Raw genomic sequence first — 21,060 nt, 5'->3', positions numbered from 1 at the left:
CTTATTCTCTAAAATCAATCATACAAAATCGTCTTGGTTTCTCCGATACAGTGTTCTTCCTCATTCCAGTAATGAATCCGCTCGAAAGAGCCTTTCCGCCAGTAGAGAGGCAAACGTTCACGTATGTCGTCCTGCATATCTATTTGGCCAAGTTCCGAAATCTTCCACCATTTGGGCTCCCCTTCATGATCGTTTCCCCTAACTTGCCCCTCAAAGGCAGTACAAAGAAAATCGTAATACACATACCGTTCTTTTTTACTCGGATTAGTGAAGCCTGAAATTCCCTTCAATTTCATGTTTAGAGCAGTCAGCCCTGTTTCTTCTTTTAATTCGCGCCTTGCAGCTTCGAAGAAAGATTCTGGAAACTCCACCTTCCCGCCTGGTTGTATCCACCCTTTAAAGTTATCATGCTGGCGATTAAGCAGTAAAATTTCATCATCTTTTTTTACACAAACATTGACCCAATTCAAAATAGTTTCTGTCATATCAAACCTTCTTCACATACCGCTCAATAGGATAGTCAGCTGGATTCAGCAGCCCCGCTTCTCCTAAAGCCATCTGAGCCAATTGGCGTCCGATGAGTGGGCCAGTTGTCAGACCAGAAGAGCCTAGACCGCTGGCTGCGTAGACATGCGGCAAGTCTGGAACAGACCCAAAGAAAGGAGCAAAGTCGCTGGTATAAGCTCGTGTTCCCACGCGCTCACCTAAAATCTCTGCTTTAGACAGCCTTGGCAAGTAAGTTTCCGATTCTCGCTGCAACTGATTCAGCACCGTCTTATCAACCGTCAAATCAAAGCCCTGATCATTTTCATGACTAGCACCGACACTGACCTTACCTGCTAGAAAAGGAATGATATCCAACTCGCCCTCAGGCATCACAACAGGGTAGTCATCTGTCTTTTCAGCCAGCTTAAAATCACGTAGCTGTCCTTTTTGCGGCCGAACATCTGTCTTATAGTCCAGTGGCTGCAAGATTTCTCCCATCCATGCCCCCACAGCTAAGATAACACAGTCAAAGCTGCGTCCGTCCACAAGAAGTTGCTCTCCTTCTACTGTCAATCTTACCTTTTTCTCAACCAACTCTGCCTTGCTAGCTTTCAGAAGCGTCTCCGTCAAGAGTGCTCCCTCCACACGAGCCCCGCCGGAAGCATAGAGAAGCCTCTCAAAGCCTTGCAAGTCTGGAAATTTCTCATGGACTTCCTGACGATTGAGAAGACTCAAGTCTCCTATTAAGGGCGACTCTTCCCAACGATTAGAAGCCAAATCATAAAGCTCCTGCAGCTTGCTCTCATCCTTTTTCAGCAGATAAACACCTGTTTGTTGGTAAAAGTCTGTCTGAATACCAGCCGCTTTCAGATCCGCAATCAAGTCCTGATAAAAATCAGCGCCCAGACGCGCCATCCTGTACCAAGCTTTGTTGCGACGCTTTGAAAACCAAGGACTGATAATGCCAGCGGCTGCCTTGGTTGCCTGCCCCTTGCCGTCATCAAAGACAGTCACTTCCACATCCGGGGATTGGGACAGATAGTAAGCTGCTGTTGATCCGACAATCCCAGCACCAATTACTGCTACTTTTTTCATGTCGCTCCCTATCAAATATGTCGGAAAGGATTGGTCCAAGCCTGACTAGCCAGAATCTCAAGCTCCCATCCCTCTTCTGCCTTCCATGCATCAAGCTTTTCTTTCAATTTCTCTGTAAAAAGAACCTCAATATGATGTCCAGGATCCAGCGCCAAAAGCCCCTCTGTCAGCATTTCCTGAGCTGTATGATAGTAAATATCACCTGTAATGTAGACCTGCGCTCCCTTGGCAATAGCCTCTGGATAAAAGGACTGACCGCTTCCGCCACAAATAGCCACACGCTCAATCACGCGTTCGAGATCTGCTTCTTCATAAGCGACCAGACGCAAGCTATCTAGTCCAAAAGTTGCCTTGACCTTAGCCGCAAAATCCCCAAAGGTCTGAGGAGCAATCTTCCCAACACGGCCAATACCATGATCTGGACTCGTTTGACTGAGAAAACTTGTCTCTTGAATCTCTAAAAGCTGACAGAACCAGTCATTAAGACCGTCCTCCACAACATCGATATTGGTATGACTGACATAGACAGCAATATCATGCTTGATGAGGTCTAAAATCATCTGATTTTGCGCCTTATCCGCCACTAGGTCCTTGAGCGGGCGAAAAATAGGCGCATGCTTAACGATAATCAGTCCAGCACCTGCCTCAATAGCCTCCGCCACTGTCTGCTCACGAATATCCAATGCCACTAGAACCTTGTCCACTTCCTTATCCAAGGTCCCGATTTGCAGTCCTGAAATGTCGCCCTCCATGGACAGTTCTTGCGGGCAATAGGCTTCATAACGGGCGATGATTTCACTTGCTAGCATGGAGCACCTCCTTGATACTTTCGATTTTTTGGGACATAGCAGAGCGTTCTAGCTCATTTTTTTCTGGGATATGGGCCAGAGCTCCTTCAAGTTTCTTCAATTCTTTCTGCCATCTTAGCTGAAAAACAGGCGATTGCTGCTCTAGCAGAAAAGGTCCGAAACGCTTTTCTTGCTCTGTCAAAGTTTGCTGGCCTGCTTCAGCAATTATGATTTCATAAAACTTTCCAGCCTCTTCTAAGATATCCTCAGCCAGCAAGCGAAAGCCGTTAGATACCAGCCAGCTGCGAAGCTCATTCTCTCGGTTATTGGGCTGCAAAATCAAGCGGGAAATAGACCCAAGCTTAGCTCTGCCATTTTCCAAAATCTCTGAAATCAAGCGACCACCCATGCCAGCGATAACGATGGTGTCAATCTGCTCTTCTACTTCAAAAGCCGCCAGACCATTGGCAAGACGAACCTCAATCTGCTCCGTCAGCCCATGCTCTGCCACATTTTTCTGGGCAGACTGAAAAGGCCCCTCTACCACTTCTCCGGCCAGAGCCTTCTCAATCCGTCCTTGCTGAATCAAATAAATAGGCAGATAGGCGTGATCGCTCCCAACATCCAGCAACTTTGCCCCATCCGGCACAAAAGCAGCTACTCGCTCCAAGCGTTGGGAAATAGTCTTTTTTTGCATTGCTCACTCTTTTCTAAACATTCTTCTATTCAGTATATCATTTTTAAGGGTATAAAAAAAGCAACGAAAGAAAAATCAGCCTGTTGATAAACTAATTTTGTCTCGTCACTTGGTGATGGGATATTCCCACCCGACACTTTTTTATTTGATTTCTTGATACTCAGCAGCTAAACCTCGCTGGACTGCCGGACGAGCTGCAAGCTTCTCCGCCCAAGCAGATAAATGTTTATAGGAGGTGGCATCCAAGAACTCAGCTGCGCCTGGATAGAGCCTATCCTGCACCAACTGACCATACCAAGACCAGATAGCAATATCAGCAATACTGTAGTCATCTCCAGCGATATAAGCTTTCTTGGCCAATTCTTTGTCCAACAAATCCAGCTGTCGTTTGGCTTCCATGGTAAAGCGATTGATAGGGTATTCTAGCTTTTCTGGAGCATAGTTAAAGAAATGACCGAACCCACCACCCAAGAAGGGCGCCGCGCCTGTCTGCCAGAAGAGCCAGTTGAGCACCTCAGTCCGACCAGCCAAATCTGACGGAATCAGCTTCCCAAACTTCTCTGCCAGATAGAGCAGAATATTGGCTGACTCGAAGACAGGAATCGGCTTATCAGCTGACTGATCCAACAAGGCCGGAATCTTAGAGTTGGGATTGATTTTCACAAAATCTGAGCCAAATTGGTCGCCGTCCATGATGCTGATCTTATAGAGGTCATAGGCAGCCTCTGTCACACCTGCTGCAAGTAGTTCCTCTAGCATAATCGTCACCTTGACCCCATTAGGAGTCCCAAGTGAATAAAGCTGAAAAGTCTCTTTACCGACAGGAAGCTTCTGCTCAAAGCGCGCGCCAGCAGTAGGCTGATTGATACCTGAAAATTTCCCTTGGTCGCTGTCCGCAGCAGACCAGACTTTTGGCAATTGATAGGTCATACTTTTCTCCTTTTTTATAAAATCAAGGGCCTGTCATATCTAACAGGCCGCTGTAAATCAAATAAAGTCAGTCCTTCCACAAATTCATGGCATTGAGGAAATCATCTGAAACTGTCACATTTTGAGGATTAGCTGCTTCACGTTCTTCCCGCTTGGCTTCTACCTGAGCAAGTGTGGTGATACCTTCTTTACGCCAATTGCGCAAGATAGCCTGAATATATTTCCAGTTGGCCTTGCCATTAAACACAGCCTCACGAAGGGCAGCCTTGACCAAGTCAGGATTGGTTTTATCATCTTGAACAGTCTTGGTCAAGTCCTCAATTTCAAAGGGTGTCAAGAGACGACCCAGCTCCTGCTGGAAGGTCTCCACCAAGTCTTTCAAAACATTCTGAGGCGCCTTTGCTACAGTCTGATGACCGCTTTTTGCTGCCAGCAGTTCATCCAGCTTTTCCAAAGCCGGTGAAGCATCAAAGATAACCTCTGTCTCTCCATTCAGCTCAATGGTCTTATACTGTAAGAGACCTTTCTCCGTCAAATGGGACATAGAGCGATTGACTTCCGACAGGGTCTTGCCAATATGCTCCGCAATCTGACTAGGCGCCAGCTCTTCCAGAGAAGTCGTATTTTGCAGATAGAAAAACTGCCAGACCAAAAAATCATCGCTGGAATCAAAGATGTCCTTAAAATGTAAAAGAAGGGCACTCGGGATTACAAGATTGCCCGATTTAAAAGCTGATAAATAAGTCATGTTACCTCTTATAGATAAGCAAAAAACGATACATCATTTTCAGGACTTTCCCAGTCAAAAGGCGTCTCCTGATAGACAGCGTAATTGACCCAATTGCTGAAAAAGAGTGCCGCGGCTGAACTCCAACGCAAGGCCGGTGTAGCATGGACATCATCGTTTTTGAAATAATTCTCTGGAATGTGTGGATTCTTGCCCGCCTTTAAATCGCGGAAATACTCCTTGGATAGAGTATCGCGGTCGTATTCCATGTGACCGAAGCTATACACCTCTCGCAAGTCTCGGCTAGCCAGCACGGAGAGGCCGGTATCTTCACCATATGAGAGAATTTCCAGATTGGTCAGGTTGACAATATCTTCCTTCAGAACTTCAGTATGACGGGAATGCGGTGCATAAAACTCATCGTCAAAGCCACGGAAAAGCAGATTGCTGCTATCAGCTGACTGGCTATAAACACCCGATAATTTGCGCATCATCTGGTGCTTGTCAACGCCGTAGCGAGCGTAAAGTCCAGCCTGAGCTCCCCAACAGATATGCAGAGTCGAAAAGACATGGGTCTTGGACCATTCAATCACCTGCTGGAACTCTTCCCAGTAGTCCACCGCTTCAAAAGGCAGATGCTCTACTGGCGCACCAGTGATAATCAAGCCATCAAAATAGCGATTCTTAACCTCATCAAAAGTCTTATAGAAAGTCTCCATATGCTCTGCACGTGTCGTTTTAGACTGGTGAGAGCTCATGTAGAGGAAGTCAATAGTCAACTGCAGCGGGGTATTAGCCAAATGGCGCAGTATCTGAGTCTCCGTCACCATTTTCTGGGGCATGAGATTGAGTACCAGAATATTCAGAGGGCGGATATCCTGATGGTCCGCCCTGTCGTCATCCATGACAAAAATATTCTCAGAACTTAAAATGTCAACAGCTGGCAGTTTCTTATCAATCTTAATTGGCATGAAAATATCTCCTTCAATCGTTAGAAAGGCTTGGAAATACTTTTCCAGCCTATTCTTTGTTTATCCAATGTACTTTCATTATACTGAAAGGAGATATAGTTTTCAATTATACTTTTTCTCTAACTAGATATAGCTAGAAACTATGTATTAATAGTGCATCAGAACCTTGTAGTCGTATTCACCGATAGCTTCGCGACCATTGAGCTCATCCAGCTCAATAAGGAAGGCACAGCCAGCTACTACGCCGCCAAGGCGCTCAATCATCTCAATCGTTGCCTTCACTGTTCCACCAGTCGCAAGAAGATCATCGACAATCAGAACGCGCTGACCTGGCTTGATAGCATCCGCATGCATGGTCAAGGTATCCATACCATACTCTTTTTCATAGTCAGCTGAGATAACCTCACGAGGAAGCTTACCAGGCTTACGGACTGGAGCAAAGCCGATTCCTAACTCAAAGGCAACTGGACAACCCACGATAAAGCCACGAGCTTCCGGTCCAACGATCATGTCAATCTTCTTGTCTGTCGCATACTGAACAATCTCACGAACAGCGTAGCTATATGCATTTCCGTCAGCCATCAATGGGCTGATATCACGGAATGTCACGCCTTCCTTTGGATAATTTTCGATTGTTGCAATGTAATCTTTTAAATTCATGATATACTTTCTTTCAAAAAAATTTTTTACTCTCTATTATATCACTTTTTCATCCAAATGGTAACAGAAAACTTACTTTTTATTGGTATCTATTATTTAATCTGAAAAATCATGTCTGAGCCATTCATAGACCATCACATTGAGGCCGGGATTAAGTTGGTTATTCTTTATTATCGTTTTTCTACTAGTTCCAAGAGCGAAACTTCCTTTTCCCTAACATGCTGAGCCATAGGTCCAAGACACTCACTTTTTAACGAGATTAGCTGAACAATTTTCAGTCTGCTTCCATCAAATAATCATAAATCTCCTGCACAGTTCCCAGTGCCATGAGTTCTTGTTCTTTGACTAGGCGCTTGAGGTCTTGGTAAATGTGACTGCTGTCAATTTCTTTCTTTTCAGCTTCCTTATTGACCGTCATGACTCCTTCTGTGATGCTGACAAAGCCCAGCTCTTCAAAAATTTGAATCATTTTGACCAAGAGAATTGGGTCAATTTTCAGATAATCTGCTAGATCCTTAAGCTTATAGCGAACGTCAAACTCGGGAAACTGATAGATAGTCTTGTAGAGTTTGGCAAATTGCTCACGGTTACCATAACCAGTCAGATAGTAAGGCTTGGCAATCTCATTCTTAAAGTAAATAGCTTCGAAATCCTGAGACTGAAAAATCGTCTTCAAGTCCTGCAAATCATCAGGCAGGTCATAAACCACAACCGCTCTGCTATTTGTCAAATCTGGCAGCTCTTCTGTGAAACGCAAGACTGGAACCTTGTCAGGCAGCGTCGCATTTTTGCTGCGGATATTGAAAAGCTGAACGCCGTCCACACGAGCATCTACCAGCATGAGCTGGAGACTAGTCTGTCCATTCCATTTATTAACAGAGAGGCTGACAGACAGCTCCAGATTCTTGGTTTGGGCAAACTCTGTCGCCAGGCTTCCTTGCCCAAAAGCTACTACTTCAAAAGATGCATCTTGTTGAGAAATTTTTAGCTTGAGATGGCTATTGCCAGCTCCCATAGTCCGAGTATTGTCCACTTTAAAATCCTTGAGGTAAAAAAGCGGCTTCTTATTATCCATACCAAAAGGCGCCAGTTTTTCAAAGCTTTTGAGTGTATCCAGGGTCAGTTCTGGCAGGTGCAGCTCCTCGTCCAAATACAGGACTGTTTTGCCAGTCAAATCTAAATCATTGTCTAAGATGTAGGCTGTCAGGATATCAGATAGCTCTGCTAGTTTGTCTGCTTCAAGAGTCATTCCAGCCGCTCCAGCATGGCCACCAAAAGCTACAAAGAGATCACGATGACTGTCCAAGGCTTCAAAAATATTGACCGCTTCAATACTGCGGGCGCTGCCCTTAGCGATACCATCCTCAATATTGAGCACTATGACTGGCTGGTGCAACTCTTCCAGCAAGCGCCCAGCGACAATCCCTAGCACTCCAGGATTCCAGCCTTCCTTAGCCAGTACCTGCACTGGTCTCTTAGGGTCCAGCATGGTTTGTGCTTCTTCATAAATCTGCTGGACGATTTCCTTGCGCTCGTCATTTTTCTGGTTAATCATGAGAGCAATATCACGAGCTTCTTCGTCATCAAAGCCTGTTAAAAGCTCAACCGCTGGATTTGGATCATCCAGCCGTCCCAGTGCATTGAGTCGAGGAGCAAGCTGGAAGCCAACCGTTTCTTCGTCTAGCTCATCTGGCTGAATGCCTGCGATTTTGAAGAGCTCCTGAAGACCCACCCGCTGGGTATTTTTGAGGACGGAAAGGCCGTATTTGACCAAAATCCGATTCTCTCCCGTCAGACTGACCATATCAGCAATGGTACCGATAGCCACTAAGTCCAAAAGTTCGACTTGGACTTCTTCCAGCAAGGCTGTTGCCAACTTAAAAGCCACTCCACAACCAGCTAGATGCTTGAAAGGGTAATCCGCTCCTCTATGTTCCGGATGAACAATCGCATAGGCATTTGGCAACTCCTCAGGCATGGAGTGGTGATCCGTCACGATGACATCCACGCCCAGAGATTGGGCCAGATCGATAGCTTCGAGGCCCGCTACTCCATTATCCACTGTAATAATGAGCGAGATGCCTTGATTTTCAATAAAATACTTGTAAACACTGCTATTAGGACCATAACCGTCCGTAAAGCGATTAGGCAGATAAACTTGACACTCAGCCCCCAGCTGCTCCAAGGTTTCCTTGACAATAGATGCCGAGGTCATACCATCAGCATCATAATCACCATAGATTAAAATCTGTTCATAATTCTCAATTGCTGAGCGAATGCGATTCACTGCCCGCTCCATATCATGCAGATCATAAGGGTCGTGAAGCTGGTCTAAACTAGGCTCCAAAAATTCCTGTAAAGCCTCTTCAGTCTGCACACCTCTTTGGTAAAGGAGACTGGCAGCGGCGGGTTCCAATCCGGCTTTCTTGGCCTTTTTTAAAAATTTTTCGTCTGTAAAATTTGTGGCAAACTGCCAGTCGTATTTTGAGCTAATCATGATAAGTGAAACACTTTCTCCGTTCAATCTTGTCTGAATATTATAACACGAAAAGACTGGTTCAACCAGTCTCAAACTTTCTATCTACGAGCAAAACTCTCAGGATCACTCATCTAGGTAAAGCCCCTTGGCAACACTTTGGTCAATAACTTCCTGAGCCAATTCCCAAAGATTTTCAGAGGTTTCTTGGATAAAGGATTTCTTTGCGATGACCTGCGACTTGGTCAGGCCATGAGGGTTGTCATGGGGCTGAGCGACTTCCAAGTGATTGAGCAGGGGAACCAGAGCATCCAGCACTCGGGCATATTTAGCCTCCATGCTAATACCGGTTTCAAACTCCTGCCAAAGCCCTAAAAAGGATTCCTGCTGATCCGACGGCAGCTTGTCTAAACTGATTTTCAAGGACTCAAACTCTCTATCGTAAGAATCGCTCTTGCCCACATCGTCAAAGATAAAGGTATCGCCAGCATATATTTCGCCCAAATCATGAATCAGTAACATAGACATGACCTTTTCCAGATTGACTTCTTCGGGGATATATTCTCGAAAGACTAGCGCCATAAGCGCCCCCTGCCAACTATGCTCAGCAGAATTCTCAAAACGATAGGCGTCCAAGGTTCGATTGTTGCGATGAGTGGCTTTCAGCTTTTCCAGCTCATTGGTAAAAGCCAGTTGCTGTTGTAGACGTTTAAGCATGTGGAACTCCTTTGAAATGTTTTTATAGCTAATTCTATTCAAAATTGATAGTTGCTCTTAACGTTCTATATGATTTTCTTCAAAAACTAAACTTTCACTTCTTTTCTGTTTTTTCCCTCGCCATCGAATCACCAACTCTGACGTCAGATGGGTTAGGATAATCGTCAGAAGGAAGGTCCAACGGCCATTTTCCCACTTGGTCAGCTGCTGGGATTTGAGCAGAAAGAAAGATAACTCAATAAAGATAGGATGGAGAAAGAAATAAAGGATACTTAAATCTTTTAAATGTCGCCAGTTTTTTTTTACGCTTCCACTGAGTTTTTAACAGCCAATTGAATAAGAAGAGCGTAAAGGGAATGAGAGCAAAGAAAAAGTTTTTATCCAGTCCCTGCCTGATGTAAACCAGTATTCCTTCGCCTGCTAGGAAAAGACTTGCCAACAGAAGAGACAGCCAGCGTTTTTTCTGAAATAAGGCTATCTGCCCGTAATCAGCTAGAAAGTAGCCTAAATAGATAAAAATGGGCGTATAGAAGAGGCCATTCCTGCTGGTGAAAAAGAGCTTGGCATAAGCATCATACCAGTCTGTCAGCAGACTAGGCGACAGATAGGCGTGATAAGTCTCAATAGCACCTAAGGCGTAGAGAATTAACAAAAGGGCAAATGTTTTCTTGGGACCCAACTTCCTATACAAAAAATGGACCAGCAGCAAGCCTAAGAGAAAGGCGGGGATATACCAGAGCTGGTAACTCATTCCGATGTAGAGGAGCGCTGCTAGAATAGCCAGAGGAGCTAGATAGAGGGGGAAATGCAGAGATTGGAAATAAGTCAAAGCATAGGGGAGATAGACCAAGCTCCAAAAGCCATAGACCTTTAAAATACCTTTAATATACAGAGTAAGTTTCACGTCTTGAGGCTCTTGCTTCCAGCGTACTCGGAAAAAATAGGCTGAAGAAATTAAAAAGAAAGGGACCGCCATGCGGCCAAACATACTCTTCTGAATAAAATGTAGAGCTTCATGTTCAAAAAGCCTCTGGCAATGGACCATAATCACAAACACAGAAGCGATATATTGAAAAAGGCTGAGCAGGGCATAATTGACTGGCTACCCTGGCTCTATGACTTCTCTCCCTTGCATCAAGTTTTCTCCTTACGAGGTTTGTTTAAGATGTAAATGAGCGCTTTTTCATTCAATTTAGGACTTGACTAGCCAAACATGCTGAAAGGCAGCGATGTCTCGATAAGGAGATTGGTTGCAGACAGCCAGCTCCATCTCAAGCATCTTTTCAGCCCAGTCAGGGGCAGTTTTGTAGTAATTGGATTGCAGCCCGTAAAAAATTCGTACTCCCTGATAATCCTCAACTTCTAATGGAAGACCTGAAATCACTTCTTTAATCTGATAGACCTTTGCAGCTCCCATGCTGTGGGTTTGATATTCCTGACCCGCCAAAAGCTGCTGGGCCTTTTCTGGGTCATTTTCAAAAACTACCGTATGCATAATACGCCCAACCTCGTGATGCTTAACCAGAGAAATTTTGCCGCCCTTTTTTAATAGTCTGGAAAATTCTGCTAAATAAAGAGCAGGGTCAGATACATACTCTAAGACATTATGACATACGATGACATCAAAAGACTGGTCAGGTAATTTTTGCAGAAGATCCAAGCTGCCATGCAATTGCTCATAGGAAAAGTTCTGCTTGCGCTCGGAAATCAATTCTGAACTCGGCTCGATGGCGGTCACTTGGTTCTTTTCCGCTAGAAAATCAGCCACAATTCCAAAACCACTGCCGAAATCCAGGATTTTCTTGTCCTTCAGTGACTCTAGAAAGGCAAAAACAATATCATACTGAAGCTTGCCCCAAGGCGCCTGCAGATGAGCTTTGTAGGCTTGTAGATTAGCTGTCATAAAACCTCACTTATAGTTAAACATATTGGCTGCCATCTTGTCGGCAATTCTTGGAAAAAGGGTATAAAGCTTGTGCGCTAGATTGAGAATCCCAGGTAGATTCATTTCCCGCTTCTTTTTGCCAAAGGAGCTGACAATTTTGCTCGCTACAAAGTCAGGCTCAAGGATATACTTGTCGACTGCTTTTACATAGGAACCATCAGGATCCGCTTGATCGAAAAAGGAAGTTTTAATAGGACCTGGGTTCACCGTCGTGACATAGACCCCAAAAGGCAGGAGTTCCAAACGCAGGGCGTTGGAAAAACCAATAGCCGCAAACTTAGTCGCTGAGTAAAGACTAGACTTGCTACTAGCAATGAGGCCGGCCATACTAACGATATTGACGATATGTCCTTGACCTGCCTGCTTCATGCGAGCTCCAAAGATCCGGGACAGGTTCATCAGGGCAAAGGTATTGACCTCAAACATGGCCTCGATATCACTGGAGCTGATTTTGTCAAATTCCTCAAAAATCCCATAGCCAGCGTTATTGACCAGGACATCTACGTGGCCATACTGACTGTCAATCCGCCCAGCAAATCTTTCCAAAGCTGAGCTGTCAGTGATATCCAGCTCCACTAGGTCAAGATTTTCCCTTTCTCCATATAGTTTTTCCAGCTTAGCCTTGCTCCGTCCGACCAAAATCAGTCGGTCATGGTGCAAGAGCTTAACCATTTCCTGAGCCAGTCCACCGCTAGCCCCTGTGATGATGATGGTTCTCATATCTCCACCTCTTCCAAGTCCTTGACCACATGGACCTTTTCAAAGACAGCACTGGCATCGCGACGCATTTGGCTGATGTCCTTGGCTAGAAAGCGAGCACTGATATGATTGAGAAGGAGGCGCTTAGCACCAGCTTCCTTGGCTACTTCTGCGGCTTGCATATTGGTAGAATGACCGTGGTTACGGGCCAATTTTTCGTCTCCCTTGCCATAAGTTGCTTCATGGACCAGTACATCTGCTGCCACTGCTAAGCGAACGCTGGCAGCAGTCTTCCGAGTATCACCCAGAATAGCAATGGTCTTGCCCGGACGAGGGGCTGAGATATAGTCGGCTGCAATGATTTTGGTCCCATCCTCTAGGACGATATCCTGACCGTTCTTGACCTTGCCAAAGAGGGGGCCAAAGGGAACACCCACAGCTCGTAGCTTATCTGCATCCAGCGTTCCTTCCAAATCTTTCTGCATCACCCGATATCCCACACAAAAAATCGTGTGATCCAGCTTATCCGCATAAACTGTGAACTTGTCCGTTTCAAGAATCTTGCCCAGACTATTTTCATCAAACTCATGAAAATCAATCCGATAAGGCAGACGAGAACCAGACACGCGCAGGCTAGACAGGACAAAGTTTTTAATGCCTTTGGGACCATAAATTGCTAGGTCTGTCTGTTCTTCATTAGCCTGAAAAGAACGACTGGATAGAAAGCCCGGCAAGCCAAAAATATGGTCGCCATGCAGATGCGTGATGAAAATCTTGCTGATTTTGCGCGGTTTAATCGTCGTCTCCAAAATCTGGTGCTGGGTACCTTCACCGCAGTCAAACATCCAGACCTCATTGATTTCCTCCAACAGCTTGAGGACAAGGCTGGACACATTGCGAGCCTTGGATGGCTGACCGGCTCCGGTTCCTAAAAATTGTAATTGCATATTGTTCTTTCTAAATGATATAAATCATGGCAGAGCGATTCTGCGAGTGATAGTATTTTTTGCCAGCATAGGACTGGGCTAACTGACTAACTTCATCTTGATTGTAGCCCAGAACTCTCTGACTGCCATCTGCTAGCTGCTGCCAATCGGTCAAAGCAGTAAGCGCCTGACTGTCCACGACTTGAGACTCAGCATTGAGAGGCACCATTTTTATTCTCCCAGCTTCTTCGTAGACCAAGTACTGTGGAAAGACTTGGGCGATTTCAAAGAGTAAATCGGCTGTTACTGGCTCTGGCTTTTCAGGAAAGACCAAGCCGACTTCCTCGCTCTCATAGCAAAATCCATAGGACTTGCCAGAAAGATTAAGCCGTACAAAAGGCTTGCTTTCTACAAAGCTAGGCTCCGCATTCCACAAGTCCAGCGCCTGGCTAATCTCTAAAAAATAGGCTGTCGCGGCTTCCGGACTTTTCTTTTGATAAAGCTCAGCAAAGTAAGCATTGATAACACTGGGGGGCGGAGTGATAAAGCTACGCTTCTGCTCCTCTGTCAGGCCAGCCAACACTTGCTCTAAGTAGACCCTGTCTAGGCTTGTAAAACCGCCGTATTTGAGGGCCAGGTCAATATAATCAGTCATAAAATTCTTCCAGTTTCCATTTGTTTTTCTCGGCAATCCAGCCTGAAATGACTTCGACATCGTCTATGTATTCTCGATTTCCGATAATTGCAACTTTCTCTAAATCATGAATCTTGTAAGCTTTAGCCGGTGCTACCTTGATGGTAAAAGGCAAAAAGAGCTCTTTCATCCGCTCCAGCAGGACTTGCTGCAAAATAGCTCTGCTATTGTCCGCCTTAGCCGAAATCAAAGAATAAGGAGTCAAGGTCGGGGTGAAATCCTCCGCCTTATCCGCTTTGTTATAGAGAGTCAGCCGGGGAATATCCAGCATGTCCAGCTCATTCATGATGTCAAGGACGGTCTTTTCATGCTCCTCATGATGAGGGTCGCTGGCGTCAATGACATGAACCAGCAAATCAACATTTTTGCTCTCTTCCAGTGTGGATTTAAAGCTGGATACCAGCTCTGTCGGCAAATCCTGAATGAAGCCAACTGTGTCTGTCAGAGTGACATTGAGTTGGCCACTGAGGTTGATGTTCTTGGTCGTAGCGTCTAGCGTCGCAAAGAGTTCGTCTGCCTCATACTGGCTCTTACTGGTCAAGCAGTTCATGATCGTAGACTTTCCAGCATTGGTATAGCCGATGAGGCCGATTTTGAAAATACTGGATTCCAGCCGCTTTTCACGAACGGTTGCCCGGTTTTTCTCCACAGCCTTGAGCTGGCGCTCAATATCATGAATCTGATTGCGAACACTGCGTCGATTCAGCTCCAGCTGACTTTCACCAGGACCACGAGAGCCAATGCCACCTGCCTGACGGCTGAGCATGATGCCCTGTCCAACCAAACGTGGCAGGAGGTACTTGAGCTGGGCCAGATGCACCTGCAACTTGCCCTCGTGACTCCTAGCTCTCATAGCAAAAATATCCAAAATCAGCTGCATCCGGTCAATGACCTTGACGCCCAAACTTTCCTCTAGATTGACATTTTGGCGGGGTGTCAGGCGATTATTGACAATGACAGTCGAAATTTCTTCGGCATCAACCATCTGTCGGATTTCTTCTAACTTGCCAGATCCGACAAAGGTCTTGCTGTCATACTTTTCCCGCTTCTGGCTATAGGAGCCAACTACCTCAGCCCCTGCCGTCTTAGCTAGACTTTGCAGCTCCTCCATGGATAGATCAAAATTCTCCGTATCTGCCAGCTCCACACCTACCAGAAAGACACGCTCTGTTTTTTTCTCTGTTTCTATCATCTCATATCCTTACTAAGACTTGGTCAGCCAGCTACTTGTCCAAAAATTTCCTGATGTCTTCCATGACCTGATTTTTATAGTCTGGATTTCCCACCTGATAAAAGGTTACAGACATGCGGTTGCGAAACCAAGTCAGCTGGCGCTTGGCAAAACGACGGGTGTTCTGCTTGAGCTTATCCACGGCCTCATCTAGGCTCATCTGACCTTCAAAGTAAGGGAAAAGTTCCTTGTAGCCGATGCCTTTGCTGGCTTGGCAGGTTGGAGCATTCTCAAACAGCCAACGGGCTTCTTCTAAAAGTCCGGTTTCTATCATCAGAGCTACTCGCTGATTGATTCGCTCATAAAGTTTTTCTCTCTCATCATCAAGGCAAATCAGCAAAGCTTCATAATCTGGCTGGCTGTTTTCTAGCGAACCTCCCAGATGGGAAATCTCCAGCGCCCTCATAGCCCTGCGTCGATTTATCTGAGGAATCCCGATACCCAGCTCTGCTATTTTCCCAAACAAAGCTTCATCTGACCAACTATCCAGCTGCGCCCGATAGGCCAGAATCTCCTCGTGAGGGACGGAACCACCCAGATGGTAGCCCTCGAGTAAGCTCTGGATATAGAGCCCTGTGCCACCGCAAATGATGGGAAGCTGACCTTGAGCCGCAATCTCACGAATAGCCTGAGCCGCCTCAGTCACAAAATCATAGGCCGAGTAGCTTTCTCCAACCTCCCTCACATCCAGCAGATGATGGAGAACACCCTCCTGCTCTTCAGGACGAATCTTAGCTGTACCAATATCCAAGCCACGATAGACCTGCTGGCTGTCACCGCTGATGATTTGGCCATTGAAGCGCTTGGCTACCTCGATACTCAGAGCCGTTTTTCCAACCGCCGTAGGCCCCACTATCACAATTATCTTGGTTTTCATCTTTTTTCCTTGAAAAAATTTTGATTTTTCGTTACTATTAATTATAACATAAATAATAAAAGTTCAGAAAAGGAGAAATCACATGGCTAAAGGATTTGGAAAAGGCGTTCTTACAGGAGTTGCAGCTACTGTTGCTGCTGTGGCAGGCGCAGTATATGCAGTCAAGAAAAAAGTCATCGAACCTGAAGAACAAAAAGCGGCTTTCATCGAAGAAAACCGTAAAAAAGCAGCTCGCAAACGTGTAGCACACTAAGCCTGCACATTTCAAAAAAAAGCCTGGAAAAATCCAGGCTTTTTTTGAAAAAACAGCAATCAAATTGACTGCTGCAAACAAAGCTATTATACTCTAAGAGCCCTCTCTTTCTTGGGCGGTTGAATGCCCTGAGAGCTAAAGATATAATTGCTTAAGAGCAAGAATATTAACAACTCAAGCACAAAAAACAAATCGAAAGCAGGATTGGAAGACAAGGAAATGAAAGAAATCGCAAGACACACAATTGTGACATAAAAGATTTTCAAGCCTTTGATATAAAGCCAGAAGAGGTCAAGGCTTTGCCTGCCATTGATCTGCGACTTAGACTTACTTCCTGAGTACCAGATGATAAATACTTCCGCAAAAAAGAATAGACCTAGCAAAATGATCATTCTCCAAAAATGAACCTGCAGTAGAATGCCCACTGCTAGCAATAACAAAACACCCAAACTCAGTGCTAGCACTGCTCGCCTAGTATTAGTCATAAAATCAACTCCTTTATATGACTACGAAGAACAGTCAAATTAATTGTTCCTAATCGATTAGATTGCTCTAGGAGAACATATTTTATTTCGGCTTTATTTTACCACTTGGCAAGAAAACTTACAAATAATACGATAAAGCATTTGTAGAAGTCATTGGTTACTGAAAAAAGCCACCATTCGGTGACTTTTCTACATGCTTATCTCCCTTGCATAAACTCTTGGAAACGATGAGTATCAAAGTAAATAGTAGATGCAATTAATTTGTCTGATTCGTCAAATTTTAAAAATTCTGCGACATCCAATTCTAGTTCTTTTCCGTGTGGTGACTGCAGGCGATAGCGATTTAAAGCTGCTGCTTCTCGTCCCCCTACCAATAACTTCTTCACTTCAAGATGCTGGCTTAAAGCATAGAATTGACCTGCACCTTGCAGATAAACATCACGCCCTTGCCTGATCTCCTGACTGTCGCACATTCCATAATTAAAGTTTTCTGCTACGAAATCTTCCCATCCACCTTTATTGACTGCAGTAAAATAGCTTTCTGCTAATGTTCTTGTATCCATTTGGAACCTCCAAAAATAATTTAGGCAGTTTTCAAACTAATGAAAGCTTGAGCCCACTTAAGAGTATACAAAAAGCAATATGACTACAGTCTGTCATATTGCTGAAGATTTTTTTGAAGAGTATCAATTAGTTTATCCTGCAGTTCTTTTGGTGATATGACTTTTACTTGATGAGCAAAACTTAAAATCAATTCGAAAAAGGCCGGTGTCAATGCTCTGAAAGCATGGACCTTTATCCTGGTTTGCTCAACAGTGATTTCTTCTTCTGTGAAATGGTCATAAATCTTTGGGAGCGCAGACTCTGTGAAAATCAGCTCTACTTCTTCTTTATTGCCCTCAACTTTATCTTTGGATGGATTTAGAAAAAGATCTAGCTTTTCTTGAGATAAAAGAGGGTAATCTCCAGCTTCGATACCCTCTTCTACTGGATGCAAATCACGAATCCTACTGAGTTTGAAAAAACGAAAATCTAACTTTTCTAAACAGTAGCCGATAACATACCAAGCATTTAGTTTAAAAATCAGACGGTAAGGAAGAATCGTTCGCTGGCTTCGTTCTTGTTTTTTAGAAAAATAAGAAAAGGAAACTTTCTTCCCAGTTTGTATAGCCTGCTCAATTTCAAGTAAATAATTTGTATTGAGAGACCAGGAAGTAAGATCAAAGTAAAATGGATTGACCTTATCGGTCGCCTCTTGAGAAGTAAGCTTATGCTCAATGCTGTCAAAACTAGGATGTCCAACAATTTTGCCAACATTTTGGCTCATATTGATGATAAACTGCTTTTCTTCTTCTGTGAAAAAGCTGCTGTCCATCTTGTAGTCATCTGGTATATAAAAACCACCCTTATCCCCACGTTCAGAGTAGATAGGGATTCCAGCTAAGCTGAGCGTATCCATATCTCGATATACTGTGCGGGTAGATATTTCAAAACGTTCAGCAATTTCTTTAGCTGTTATCTGCCTTTTATTCAAAAGGGCTAGTAGAATATAGATTAATCGTTCTAGTTTCATGAGTTTTCTTTTCTTATTACAATCGGCACAGCATCAAATAATCATCTTCCCTCTCTTCAACCGTAACAAAGCCCAGTCTTTGATAAAAGCGAAGGGCGGGATTGTCTTTTGAAACGGAGAGGGAGACACTTGGGTAGCCTTTGGCTTTGAGCAAGTCCAGCATGGCCGTCATCAACTGCTGGCCTAGTCCTTGCCCTCTGAAGTCAGGCAGGAATGAAATGGATAGAGAGGGTGTCTGGTCGTCAAAATAGCCGTAATCTTTCATGATGCGAATCCAAACGGCTCCGACCAACCGGTCGTCCACTTCTGCTGCTAAAGCCCAATCATCTGACTGCTGACCAAAGTCCTTGATATACATCTCTAAATCTGGCTCTTTCAGGATGCTTCTAGAAAGCGGCGCTAGACCTTGGGGAATAAAAATAGCTTGGTAAAGAAATTCCTCTAAGAGCGGGATTTCCTCTGATTTTAAGGGCCTAATCTCGGCCATGATTTCTCCTTCTAGATCAACTGCTCCTCGCCTACACCAGCCTCAGCTAAGATTTTGGCAACTCGGTCAAATTGCAATCTAAAATGCTCCAGCTTGTGGCCGTCTGATCCCACTGAAAAGCGCTGGCCGCCCAGCTCCTTGACTAGAGAGAGAGCATAGATATAGAGTTCCTCGTGACCATATAGATACATGGACTTGCAGTTAAGCTCAAAGGCCAAACCATGGTCAATCATCTTCTGGAAAAGCTGTCGCAGCTCTGGTTCAAAAGTTTTTAACTCCTCTACGGTAAGCTCAAATTTGCGGAAACCGTAGTCAAAGTGAGCTAGTACATCTGCTGGCACAGCCTCGATAGCCTCTTCTAACTCTCTCAGGTATCGGGGAATCAGCTCCATCTTATCCAGCTGCAGGACCGGATCTTCCAGATAGTCAAAACTGCCATTGTGGTGGACAGACAGGAGCTTGAGGTCATAATCCTTGTCTGCTAGGAAAGCTAGGATATCATCCTTACGCGGAGCGTAATAGCCAATTTCAATTCCCTTTTTGATGCGGTTGCCATACTGCTGGTTCAGCTCTGCTATTTTTGCTGAATAGGCCGCATAGTCAGGTACATCATCATGGGGCGAGACAGCTTCGTAGGGGTAGGGATTGGACAAATCATAGTGCTCAGTAGTGACAATCTCGCCCTCATAATGGTCCAGATAGTCACAGAAATCCGCCTCAGAATCATAGGAAAAATAGGTATGAAGATGGTTGTCGCGCATGCTGGGCCGCCTTTCTGCAAATCTTATATCCGTTTAGTATTGGTCGATTTCAGGTCGATCATGAATCCGGCTCTGCTTGCCCTGACGGGCCTGGAGGACGGCCTCTACCTCTTCCAGACTGACGCCGGTCTCGACGAGAGCGACCGCCAGATGGTAGAGCAGATCAGCTGTCTCATTGGCCATCTCGTTCTTATCAGCGTTTTTGGCCGCAATGACTACTTCAGTCGCTTCTTCACCGACTTTTTTGAGAATCTTGTCCAGCCCCTTGTCATAGAGATAGCTGGTATAGGAGCCTTCCTTGGGCTCTTTTTTGCGTTTGAGGGCTTCTTGATAGAGGGTTTCTAGCATAGTATCTCCTTGTTACTGTCCTTATTTTACTATAAAAAGCAATTCTTTCCAATGGCAGGCCGGTTTCTTGATACTGACTTCTTAGTTTTATATTTGCATTAACCAAGTACTAAAGTAAAGCAAGGGAGCTTTTAGTCAGTTTTGCTGGCTTGTTCATCCCAGATTTTATGGAAAAAGCAGGATTTAGCGCCGGTGTGGCAGGCTGCTCCCAGTTGGTCTACCTCGATCAGCAGAGTATCTAAGTCGCAATCAGCTGTGATTTTTTTGACGGTCTGGTAGTGGCCGCTGGTGGCTCCCTTATGCCAAAGCTCCTGACGTGACCGACTCCAGTACCACATCTGACCGCTGGTGCGAGTCAGATGGTAGGCTTCTTCATTGAGATAGGCCAGCATGAGGACTTCTTTGCTGGTGTGGTCTAGGATAATGGCAGGTATAAGACCGCCTTGCTTTTGAAAATCTAACTTCACTTCTGTCATCAGATGCGCACCTCCAATCCAGCTTCCTGCATGGCTTTTTTGGTCTCTGAGATGGAGACCTGACCATAATGGAAAATTGAAGCTGCCAAAGCACCTGTCGCTGCAGTCTTTTCAAAAACTTCTAGGATATGCTGGCTACTGCCAGCACCACCAGAGGCGATGATAGGAACGGAAACCACTTGGGAGACGACTTCCAACATTGGCAAGTCAAAACCAGACTTGGTCCCGTCCTTGTCCATACTGGTCAAAAGAATTTCCCCCGCTCCAAGACTGACAGCTTCTTGAACCCAGTCTAACAGGTCGCGACCACTGTCCTTACGGCCACCAGCCAGATAGACATGCCAGCTGCCATCCGCTTCTTTCTTAGCATCCACGGCCAGCACCACACATTGGCTGCCGAATTTCTCAGCGCAGTCAGCCAAAAGCTGAGGATTTGCCAGTGCTGAGGAATTAACTGCAACCTTATCCGCACCAGCCTGCAGCATCCGCTTCATGTCCTCAACCGTGCGAATGCCGCCCCCGACGGTAAAGGGAATGAAAACCTGCTCCGCCACGCGCCGGACCATCTCGACCGTCGTATCCCGCTCCTCATGAGTAGCGGTAATGTCCAGAAAGACCAACTCATCGCAGCCAGCTTCATAGTAGGCCTTGGCTGCATCGACTGGATCTCCTACATCAGTCAGATTGACAAAGTTGATGCCCTTGACCACCCGGCCGTCCTTGACATCCAGACAGGGAATGATTCGTTTTTTCAGCAT

Annotated in this window: 26 protein-coding genes; 1 reads left to right on the top strand and 25 read right to left on the bottom strand. The window is 45.2% G+C overall.

Annotated features, from left to right (window positions below; all coding sequences use genetic code 11):
* Positions 1-14: 14 nt before the first annotated feature.
* From K4H96_RS04390 to miaA, 17 genes are all read right to left on the bottom strand, one after another.
* On the bottom strand, positions 15-485 hold the full coding sequence (locus K4H96_RS04390; protein WP_223337014.1) for an 8-oxo-dGTP diphosphatase: 471 nt from the start codon (positions 483-485) through the stop codon (positions 15-17).
* 1 nt (position 486) lies between these two features.
* Positions 487-1,581, bottom strand: a complete 1,095-nt coding sequence (locus K4H96_RS04385) for an NAD(P)/FAD-dependent oxidoreductase (protein WP_223337015.1) — start codon at positions 1,579-1,581, stop codon at positions 487-489.
* Positions 1,582-1,592: 11 nt separating this feature from the next.
* A complete protein-coding gene (locus tag K4H96_RS04380; RefSeq protein ID WP_223337016.1) occupies positions 1,593-2,390 on the bottom strand; it encodes a Nif3-like dinuclear metal center hexameric protein in 798 nt (265 codons plus the stop codon).
* Positions 2,377-3,066, bottom strand: coding sequence for a tRNA (adenine(22)-N(1))-methyltransferase (locus K4H96_RS04375; RefSeq protein ID WP_223337017.1), 690 nt, complete (start codon positions 3,064-3,066; stop codon positions 2,377-2,379). Before K4H96_RS04375 ends, K4H96_RS04380 begins: the two co-directional genes overlap by 14 nt.
* Positions 3,067-3,207: 141 nt before the next feature.
* A complete protein-coding gene (gene yghU / locus K4H96_RS04370) occupies positions 3,208-3,996 on the bottom strand; it encodes a glutathione-dependent disulfide-bond oxidoreductase (protein ID WP_223337018.1) in 789 nt (262 codons plus the stop codon).
* 67 nt (positions 3,997-4,063) lie between these two features.
* A complete protein-coding gene (locus K4H96_RS04365; RefSeq protein WP_002909462.1) occupies positions 4,064-4,744 on the bottom strand; it encodes a DnaD domain-containing protein in 681 nt (226 codons plus the stop codon).
* 8 nt (positions 4,745-4,752) lie between these two features.
* Positions 4,753-5,694: a homoserine O-acetyltransferase MetA gene (gene metA / locus K4H96_RS04360; RefSeq protein WP_002895181.1), complete on the bottom strand. Its 942-nt coding sequence runs from the start codon at positions 5,692-5,694 to the stop codon at positions 4,753-4,755.
* 147 nt (positions 5,695-5,841) lie between these two features.
* Positions 5,842-6,354, bottom strand: a complete 513-nt coding sequence (locus K4H96_RS04355) for an adenine phosphoribosyltransferase (protein WP_002895180.1) — start codon at positions 6,352-6,354, stop codon at positions 5,842-5,844.
* A 274-nt stretch (positions 6,355-6,628) separates the two neighbouring features.
* Positions 6,629-8,851 carry a single-stranded-DNA-specific exonuclease RecJ gene (recJ, locus tag K4H96_RS04350; protein ID WP_125351069.1) on the bottom strand — a complete coding sequence of 741 codons (2,223 nt, stop codon included), beginning with the start codon at positions 8,849-8,851 and terminating at the stop codon, positions 6,629-6,631.
* Positions 8,852-8,956: 105 nt separating this feature from the next.
* Positions 8,957-9,547 (bottom strand): HD domain-containing protein, encoded by a 591-nt coding sequence (locus K4H96_RS04345; protein ID WP_002895177.1) that lies wholly within the window; start codon positions 9,545-9,547, stop codon positions 8,957-8,959.
* A gap of 235 nt (positions 9,548-9,782) precedes the next feature.
* The gene (locus tag K4H96_RS04340) at positions 9,783-10,592 is read right to left on the bottom strand and encodes an acyltransferase family protein (RefSeq protein ID WP_260468526.1); all 810 of its coding nucleotides are present in this window, start codon (positions 10,590-10,592) and stop codon (positions 9,783-9,785) included.
* 147 nt (positions 10,593-10,739) lie between these two features.
* Positions 10,740-11,450: a class I SAM-dependent methyltransferase gene (locus K4H96_RS04335; RefSeq protein WP_223337019.1), complete on the bottom strand. Its 711-nt coding sequence runs from the start codon at positions 11,448-11,450 to the stop codon at positions 10,740-10,742.
* Positions 11,451-11,456: 6 nt separating this feature from the next.
* On the bottom strand, positions 11,457-12,212 hold the full coding sequence (locus K4H96_RS04330) for an SDR family NAD(P)-dependent oxidoreductase (RefSeq protein WP_125351071.1): 756 nt from the start codon (positions 12,210-12,212) through the stop codon (positions 11,457-11,459).
* A complete protein-coding gene (gene rnz / locus K4H96_RS04325) occupies positions 12,209-13,138 on the bottom strand; it encodes a ribonuclease Z (RefSeq protein ID WP_061589109.1) in 930 nt (309 codons plus the stop codon). Before rnz ends, K4H96_RS04330 begins: the two co-directional genes overlap by 4 nt.
* 10 nt (positions 13,139-13,148) lie before the next feature.
* Positions 13,149-13,772 (bottom strand): hypothetical protein, encoded by a 624-nt coding sequence (locus K4H96_RS04320; protein WP_002903088.1) that lies wholly within the window; start codon positions 13,770-13,772, stop codon positions 13,149-13,151.
* The gene (hflX, locus tag K4H96_RS04315) at positions 13,765-15,003 is read right to left on the bottom strand and encodes a GTPase HflX (RefSeq protein ID WP_125351072.1); all 1,239 of its coding nucleotides are present in this window, start codon (positions 15,001-15,003) and stop codon (positions 13,765-13,767) included. The genes K4H96_RS04320 and hflX overlap by 8 nt, the downstream gene beginning before the upstream one ends.
* Positions 15,004-15,034: 31 nt before the next feature.
* Entirely contained in the window at positions 15,035-15,919 is an 885-nt protein-coding gene (gene miaA / locus K4H96_RS04310; RefSeq protein ID WP_125351073.1) for a tRNA (adenosine(37)-N6)-dimethylallyltransferase MiaA, read from the bottom strand.
* Positions 15,920-16,001: 82 nt separating this feature from the next.
* Between miaA and K4H96_RS04305 the strand changes: the two genes are divergently transcribed.
* The gene (locus K4H96_RS04305; RefSeq protein WP_002895160.1) at positions 16,002-16,172 is read left to right on the top strand and encodes a DUF3042 family protein; all 171 of its coding nucleotides are present in this window, start codon (positions 16,002-16,004) and stop codon (positions 16,170-16,172) included.
* Positions 16,173-16,258: 86 nt separating this feature from the next.
* Here K4H96_RS04305 and K4H96_RS04300 read toward each other — a convergent pair whose 3' ends face one another.
* The 8 genes from K4H96_RS04300 to hisF form a co-directional block, all read right to left on the bottom strand.
* Positions 16,259-16,657 carry a hypothetical protein gene (locus K4H96_RS04300; protein ID WP_223337020.1) on the bottom strand — a complete coding sequence of 133 codons (399 nt, stop codon included), beginning with the start codon at positions 16,655-16,657 and terminating at the stop codon, positions 16,259-16,261.
* 197 nt (positions 16,658-16,854) lie between these two features.
* Positions 16,855-17,220: a hypothetical protein gene (locus K4H96_RS04295; protein ID WP_223337021.1), complete on the bottom strand. Its 366-nt coding sequence runs from the start codon at positions 17,218-17,220 to the stop codon at positions 16,855-16,857.
* Between the two features lie 83 nt (positions 17,221-17,303).
* Positions 17,304-18,230: a helix-turn-helix transcriptional regulator gene (locus tag K4H96_RS04290; RefSeq protein ID WP_223337022.1), complete on the bottom strand. Its 927-nt coding sequence runs from the start codon at positions 18,228-18,230 to the stop codon at positions 17,304-17,306.
* Positions 18,231-18,246: 16 nt separating this feature from the next.
* Complete coding sequence (locus tag K4H96_RS04285) at positions 18,247-18,717, bottom strand: GNAT family N-acetyltransferase (RefSeq protein ID WP_223337023.1); 471 nt, start codon at positions 18,715-18,717, stop codon at positions 18,247-18,249.
* A gap of 11 nt (positions 18,718-18,728) precedes the next feature.
* Entirely contained in the window at positions 18,729-19,478 is a 750-nt protein-coding gene (locus tag K4H96_RS04280) for a PHP domain-containing protein (RefSeq protein ID WP_223337024.1), read from the bottom strand.
* A gap of 33 nt (positions 19,479-19,511) precedes the next feature.
* Complete coding sequence (hisE, locus tag K4H96_RS04275) at positions 19,512-19,826, bottom strand: phosphoribosyl-ATP diphosphatase (protein WP_002924252.1); 315 nt, start codon at positions 19,824-19,826, stop codon at positions 19,512-19,514.
* A 131-nt stretch (positions 19,827-19,957) separates the two neighbouring features.
* On the bottom strand, positions 19,958-20,302 hold the full coding sequence (hisI, locus tag K4H96_RS04270; protein WP_223337025.1) for a phosphoribosyl-AMP cyclohydrolase: 345 nt from the start codon (positions 20,300-20,302) through the stop codon (positions 19,958-19,960).
* Positions 20,302-21,060, bottom strand: coding sequence for an imidazole glycerol phosphate synthase subunit HisF (hisF, locus tag K4H96_RS04265; RefSeq protein ID WP_223337026.1), 759 nt, complete (start codon positions 21,058-21,060; stop codon positions 20,302-20,304). Before hisF ends, hisI begins: the two co-directional genes overlap by 1 nt.

It is taken from the genome of Streptococcus sanguinis (genome assembly GCF_020729765.1).
GTDB lineage: Bacteria > Bacillota > Bacilli > Lactobacillales > Streptococcaceae > Streptococcus > Streptococcus sanguinis_Q.
The sequence above is the reverse complement of the archived record's forward strand: the minus strand, read 5'-3'. Positions and strand labels throughout refer to the sequence as shown.

Bases quoted from the DNA above. Each gene is read 5' to 3' on its own strand.
- miaA (WP_125351073.1), bottom strand. From the start codon at position 15,919: ATGAAAACCAAGATAATTGTGATAGTGGGGCCTACGGCGGTTGGAAAA.
- K4H96_RS04295 (WP_223337021.1), bottom strand. From the start codon at position 17,220: ATGGATACAAGAACATTAGCAGAAAGCTATTTTACTGCAGTCAATAAA.
- K4H96_RS04365 (WP_002909462.1), bottom strand. From the start codon at position 4,744: ATGACTTATTTATCAGCTTTTAAATCGGGCAATCTTGTAATCCCGAGT.
- K4H96_RS04300 (WP_223337020.1), bottom strand. From the start codon at position 16,657: ATGACTAATACTAGGCGAGCAGTGCTAGCACTGAGTTTGGGTGTTTTG.
- K4H96_RS04290 (WP_223337022.1), bottom strand. From the start codon at position 18,230: ATGAAACTAGAACGATTAATCTATATTCTACTAGCCCTTTTGAATAAA.
- K4H96_RS04340 (WP_260468526.1), bottom strand. From the start codon at position 10,592: ATGGTCCATTGCCAGAGGCTTTTTGAACATGAAGCTCTACATTTTATT.
- K4H96_RS04320 (WP_002903088.1), bottom strand. From the start codon at position 13,772: ATGACTGATTATATTGACCTGGCCCTCAAATACGGCGGTTTTACAAGC.
- K4H96_RS04345 (WP_002895177.1), bottom strand. From the start codon at position 9,547: ATGCTTAAACGTCTACAACAGCAACTGGCTTTTACCAATGAGCTGGAA.
- yghU (WP_223337018.1), bottom strand. From the start codon at position 3,996: ATGACCTATCAATTGCCAAAAGTCTGGTCTGCTGCGGACAGCGACCAA.
- K4H96_RS04285 (WP_223337023.1), bottom strand. From the start codon at position 18,717: ATGGCCGAGATTAGGCCCTTAAAATCAGAGGAAATCCCGCTCTTAGAG.
- recJ (WP_125351069.1), bottom strand. From the start codon at position 8,851: ATGATTAGCTCAAAATACGACTGGCAGTTTGCCACAAATTTTACAGAC.
- K4H96_RS04355 (WP_002895180.1), bottom strand. From the start codon at position 6,354: ATGAATTTAAAAGATTACATTGCAACAATCGAAAATTATCCAAAGGAA.
- K4H96_RS04335 (WP_223337019.1), bottom strand. From the start codon at position 11,450: ATGACAGCTAATCTACAAGCCTACAAAGCTCATCTGCAGGCGCCTTGG.
- K4H96_RS04385 (WP_223337015.1), bottom strand. From the start codon at position 1,581: ATGAAAAAAGTAGCAGTAATTGGTGCTGGGATTGTCGGATCAACAGCA.
- rnz (WP_061589109.1), bottom strand. From the start codon at position 13,138: ATGCAATTACAATTTTTAGGAACCGGAGCCGGTCAGCCATCCAAGGCT.
- K4H96_RS04305 (WP_002895160.1), top strand. From the start codon at position 16,002: ATGGCTAAAGGATTTGGAAAAGGCGTTCTTACAGGAGTTGCAGCTACT.
- K4H96_RS04380 (WP_223337016.1), bottom strand. From the start codon at position 2,390: ATGCTAGCAAGTGAAATCATCGCCCGTTATGAAGCCTATTGCCCGCAA.
- K4H96_RS04390 (WP_223337014.1), bottom strand. From the start codon at position 485: ATGACAGAAACTATTTTGAATTGGGTCAATGTTTGTGTAAAAAAAGAT.
- hisI (WP_223337025.1), bottom strand. From the start codon at position 20,302: ATGACAGAAGTGAAGTTAGATTTTCAAAAGCAAGGCGGTCTTATACCT.
- hflX (WP_125351072.1), bottom strand. From the start codon at position 15,003: ATGATAGAAACAGAGAAAAAAACAGAGCGTGTCTTTCTGGTAGGTGTG.
- K4H96_RS04280 (WP_223337024.1), bottom strand. From the start codon at position 19,478: ATGCGCGACAACCATCTTCATACCTATTTTTCCTATGATTCTGAGGCG.
- K4H96_RS04330 (WP_125351071.1), bottom strand. From the start codon at position 12,212: ATGAGAACCATCATCATCACAGGGGCTAGCGGTGGACTGGCTCAGGAA.
- hisF (WP_223337026.1), bottom strand. From the start codon at position 21,060: ATGCTGAAAAAACGAATCATTCCCTGTCTGGATGTCAAGGACGGCCGG.
- metA (WP_002895181.1), bottom strand. From the start codon at position 5,694: ATGCCAATTAAGATTGATAAGAAACTGCCAGCTGTTGACATTTTAAGT.
- hisE (WP_002924252.1), bottom strand. From the start codon at position 19,826: ATGCTAGAAACCCTCTATCAAGAAGCCCTCAAACGCAAAAAAGAGCCC.
- K4H96_RS04375 (WP_223337017.1), bottom strand. From the start codon at position 3,066: ATGCAAAAAAAGACTATTTCCCAACGCTTGGAGCGAGTAGCTGCTTTT.